The organism is Terrabacter terrae, from assembly GCF_039529575.1.
Lineage (GTDB): Bacteria > Actinomycetota > Actinomycetes > Actinomycetales > Dermatophilaceae > Terrabacter > Terrabacter terrae.
Map to the genome: position 1 here is coordinate 139,981 of NZ_BAAANB010000020.1, position 3,567 is coordinate 143,547.

Genomic DNA, 3,567 nt, shown 5'->3' on the forward strand with positions numbered 1-3,567 from the left:
TACGGCCAGCTCGAGCAGACGTATGCCGCCGCGCGCGACGGGCGCATCCCCGATTTGCCGCCGTGCGAGATCTACTGCCACACCCTCTCGGACCGCTCGATCCTCGGGCCCGAGCTGGCGGCCACCGAGGCGCAGACCCTGACGCTCTTCGGCCTGCACCTGCCGGCGCGGCTCTTCCGTGCAGACAACGAGCGGGCCACCCAGCAGGCGCTCGAGGCGACCCTTCGGTCACTGGACTCGGTGCTCGGCGAGCCGATCGAGTCGGTGCTCGCGCGCGACGCCGACGGCAGGCCGTGCGTCGAGGTCAAGAGCCCCGTCGACCTCGAGGAGTCGGTCGGGCTGCCGGGCGGCAACATCTTCCACCGCTCGCTGCAGTGGCCGTGGGCCGAGCGCGACTCGGAGGTGGGCGCCTGGGGCGTCGAGACGGCATACGGCAACATGCTGCTCGCGGGCGCAGGAGCGCGCCGCGGCGGAGGGGTGAGCGCGATCCCCGGCCACAACGCCGCCCGGGCCGTGCTCGGCTGAGCGACCGGTCAGCCCGGCCAGACGCCTGAGCTGCCGCGGCGGTGGCTGCCGAGCAGGTGGGTGTCGACGATGCCGACCGCCTCCATCAGGGCATACATCGTCGTGGGCCCGACGAAGGCGAAACCCTTCCTGCGCAAGGCCTTCGACAGCGCCTTGCTCTCCTCGGAGACGGTCGGGACCTGGGAGTGGTCAAGGGGACGCGGCGTCGCGGCGGGCTGGAAGGACCAGACGAAGTCGACGAGGCCACCGTCCTCGCGCAGCGCGATCGTGGCGCGCGCGTTGGTGATGGTCGCCTGGATCTTGCCGCGGTGCCGGATGATGCCGGCGTCGCCGAGGAGCCGCTCGACGTCGGCCTCGGTGTAGGTGGCGACGACGTCGGGCTCGAAGTCGGAGAAGGCCGCCCGGAAGGCGGGCCGCTTGCGCAGGATGGTCGCCCACGACAGTCCCGCCTGGAAGCCCTCGAGGCAGATCCGCTCGTAGAGCCCGCGCTCGTCGCGGATCGGCATGCCCCACTCGGTGTCGTAGTAGTGCATGAGGAGCGGGTCGACCGAGGCCCACGAGGGCCGGGCGAGCCCGTCGGCGCCGACGACGGTCATGAGGCGAGACCCGGGCCCAGCGCCCGGCGCATGAGCACGCGCGGGAAACCGCCGGAGATGCTGTCGGTGTCGGCGACCTTGGTGAAGCCGGCGCGCTCGAAGAGGGCGCGGGTGCCGACATAGGCCATCGTGAGGTCGACCCTGGCACCGTGGTTGTCGACGGGATAGCCCTCCACCGCAGGGGCGCCCATCTGGCCGGCATAGCGGACGGCGCCCTCGAGCAGCGGGAGGGCGATGCCCTGGCGGCGATGCCCCGGTCGCACGCGAAGGCACCACGCCGACCACACCGGCAGGTCGTCGACGTGCGGGATCTTGCGCGAGCGCTCGAACGGCAGCTCGGCCCGGGGCGCGACGGCCGCCCAGCCGACGACCTCGTCACCGTCGTAGGCGAGCACACCCGGGGCGACGTCGCGCTCGCAGAGCCGGCGCATGAACTCTCCTCGGGCCTGGCCGAGGAGGCTGCGGCTCTCCTTGGTGGACAGCCGGTGGCTGAGGCACCAGCAGACGGTCGACGCCGGGTTCGTCGGCGCCAACATCGTCGCGACGTCGGCGAACCGCTCGGCGGTGGCGGGGCGCACCTCGAAGCTCATGGCGACACGCTAGCCAGAGACGCCGACACCCGCGGCTCGCGCCACGATGTGCCGGTGCCACCCTCGCTGTTTGTCCGTTTTGGCTGCATAGCCGGGGATGTCCTCGTACCGTTGCGACACGGCATACGCCGCTCGCACACGGAGGAAAAATGACCCTGACCACGACCCCCAGGCGCGGCCGCGTCGCGCTCCTGCTGGCTGCCGCGACGACGCTCGGCCTCACGCCGATCGTCGCCACCTCGCCGGCCGCCGGAGCGGCGACGCCCACCGTCCAGCAGCAGGTGGTGCAGCTCGTCAACGCCCAGCGGGCCAAGGTCGGGTGCCGGCCGCTCGTCACGGACGCCCGGCTGGCTCGCGCCGCACAGGCGCATTCGGCCGACATGGCCAAGCGTCGCTACTTCTCGCACACGAGCCTCGACGGCCGCACCTTCGTGCAGCGGATCCGCGCGCAGGGCTACACCGGAAGGTACCTCGGCGAGAACATCGCGGCGGGCCAGACCAGCGCCAAGGCCGTCATGGACGCGTGGATGAAGAGCCCGGGTCACCGGGCCAACATCCTCAACTGCCACTACAAGGCCATCGGGGTCGGCTACGCCCTCGGCGGCCCGTACCGCTACTACTGGACGCAGGACTTCGGCGGCTGAGCCGGCTCCGCGATCGGCCCTGCTCAGCGGGTCTCGAACAGGCAGAACTCGTTGCCGTCCGGGTCGGCCATGGCGACCGCGGCCCGATCGCACTGGCTGTCGCCGAGCCGGGTGGCGCCGAGCGCGAGCAGCCGCTCCATCTCGGCCTCGCCGTCCGTGCCCGGTGAGGGCGCCAGATCGAGGTGCATCCGGTTGAGCCCGCTCCTCGGCGTGATGGGCGGACCGCCCCACGCGATCTTCGCGCCGCCCAGCGGGGACTGGATCGCGGTCTCCTCGTCCTGGTCCCAGACGAGCGGCCACCCGAGGGCCTCGCTCCAGAAGCAGCCGACCTGGCGGGAGCCGTCGCCGGCGAGCTCGGCGAGGAACCCGCAGCCGGCCAGGTAGGCGTTGCCCGGCTCGATGACGCAGAACTCGTCGCCCTCGGGATCGGCCAGGACGATGTGCCCCTCCTCGGGCCGCTGGCCGACGTCGAGGTGCGCGCCACCGAGCCCAAGTGCGCGGGCCACGGTCGACTCCTGGTCGGTCGGCGAGGTGCTCGTCAGGTGCAGGTGGACCTGGTTCGGCCGGCGCCGGGGCTCGGAGCTGCGCTGGAAGCGGATCGGGAACTCCACCCGGTCGTTCGGCAGGACCGTGCGTCTGTCGTCCGCGACCTCGCGATGGAGGAGACCCGCCCAGAAGCGTGCGAGAGCCTCGGGGTCACTGGCCTTGTGGCAGAGCGCGACGAGCTGGGAGGTCATGTCCACGGACGGTAGGCGCCCGGGGTTCTGCCGCTCAACGCCTTATCCGCGAGCACGAACCGGCAAGGCGTCACGTCGGCGTGAAGTCGACGAGGTGCAGGTGCAGCGGTCCGCCGGTGGGGGCGGGGTAGTGCCGGCCGAGGCGTGCCGGTGGCCTGGCTCTTTCGGTCGCGACGTCGGTGTCGGCTCTGGTGTCGGTGACGAGTGTGAGCTGGGACGGCCGTGGCCTCGGTGGTGGTGGTGGGCCGATGAGCAGGCCGGTGCGGGTCTCGAAGGTCAGGCCATCGGGCTGGGTGGGGTCGCCGGTGATGGTGAACTCTCCGCGGTGGTGCCCGTCGTGGTGGAACGGGCACAGCCCGAGCAGGTTGGTCAGGTCGGTGGGGCCGCCGTCGCGCCAGTGCTCCAGGTGGTGGACCTCGAGGTGTCGGGTGGTGCCGCAGCCGGGGAAGCGGCAGCCGCGGTCGCGGTCGAGCAC

The 3,567-nt window shown here is 72.2% G+C and carries 5 protein-coding genes and 1 pseudogene; 2 read left to right on the plus strand and 4 right to left on the minus strand.

Annotated features, from left to right (window positions below):
• Window positions 1–525 (plus strand): annotated as a pseudogene (locus tag ABD194_RS09710) (FAD-dependent oxidoreductase); the annotation flags it as partial.
• 8 nt (window positions 526–533) lie between these two features.
• On the opposite strand, the gene ABD194_RS09715 reads toward ABD194_RS09710, so the two are convergent.
• Both ABD194_RS09715 and ABD194_RS09720 read right to left on the minus strand, forming a co-directional pair.
• A complete protein-coding gene (locus ABD194_RS09715) occupies window positions 534–1,121 on the minus strand; it encodes a DNA-3-methyladenine glycosylase I (protein WP_343990695.1) in 588 nt (195 codons plus the stop codon).
• The gene (locus tag ABD194_RS09720; RefSeq protein ID WP_343990697.1) at window positions 1,118–1,711 is read right to left on the minus strand and encodes a GNAT family N-acetyltransferase; all 594 of its coding nucleotides are present in this window, start codon (window positions 1,709–1,711) and stop codon (window positions 1,118–1,120) included. The genes ABD194_RS09715 and ABD194_RS09720 overlap by 4 nt, the downstream gene beginning before the upstream one ends.
• 149 nt (window positions 1,712–1,860) lie before the next feature.
• Here ABD194_RS09720 and ABD194_RS09725 point away from each other — a divergent pair, with 149 nt between their 5' ends.
• Window positions 1,861–2,355: a CAP domain-containing protein gene (locus ABD194_RS09725; protein WP_343990699.1), complete on the plus strand. Its 495-nt coding sequence runs from the start codon at window positions 1,861–1,863 to the stop codon at window positions 2,353–2,355.
• A 23-nt stretch (window positions 2,356–2,378) separates the two neighbouring features.
• Here ABD194_RS09725 and ABD194_RS09730 read toward each other — a convergent pair whose 3' ends face one another.
• Both ABD194_RS09730 and ABD194_RS09735 read right to left on the minus strand, forming a co-directional pair.
• Window positions 2,379–3,092, minus strand: a complete 714-nt coding sequence (locus ABD194_RS09730; RefSeq protein ID WP_343990701.1) for a VOC family protein — start codon at window positions 3,090–3,092, stop codon at window positions 2,379–2,381.
• A gap of 70 nt (window positions 3,093–3,162) precedes the next feature.
• Window positions 3,163–3,567 (minus strand): HNH endonuclease signature motif containing protein (locus tag ABD194_RS09735; protein WP_343990703.1); only part of this gene is annotated, 405 nt, incomplete at its 5' end.

Excerpts from the sequence above, each read along its gene's own strand:
- ABD194_RS09715 (WP_343990695.1), bottom strand. The coding sequence starts at position 1,121 with ATGACCGTCGTCGGCGCCGACGGGCTCGCCCGGCCCTCGTGGGCCTCG.
- ABD194_RS09720 (WP_343990697.1), bottom strand. The coding sequence starts at position 1,711 with ATGAGCTTCGAGGTGCGCCCCGCCACCGCCGAGCGGTTCGCCGACGTC.
- ABD194_RS09725 (WP_343990699.1), top strand. The coding sequence starts at position 1,861 with ATGACCCTGACCACGACCCCCAGGCGCGGCCGCGTCGCGCTCCTGCTG.
- ABD194_RS09730 (WP_343990701.1), bottom strand. The coding sequence starts at position 3,092 with ATGACCTCCCAGCTCGTCGCGCTCTGCCACAAGGCCAGTGACCCCGAG.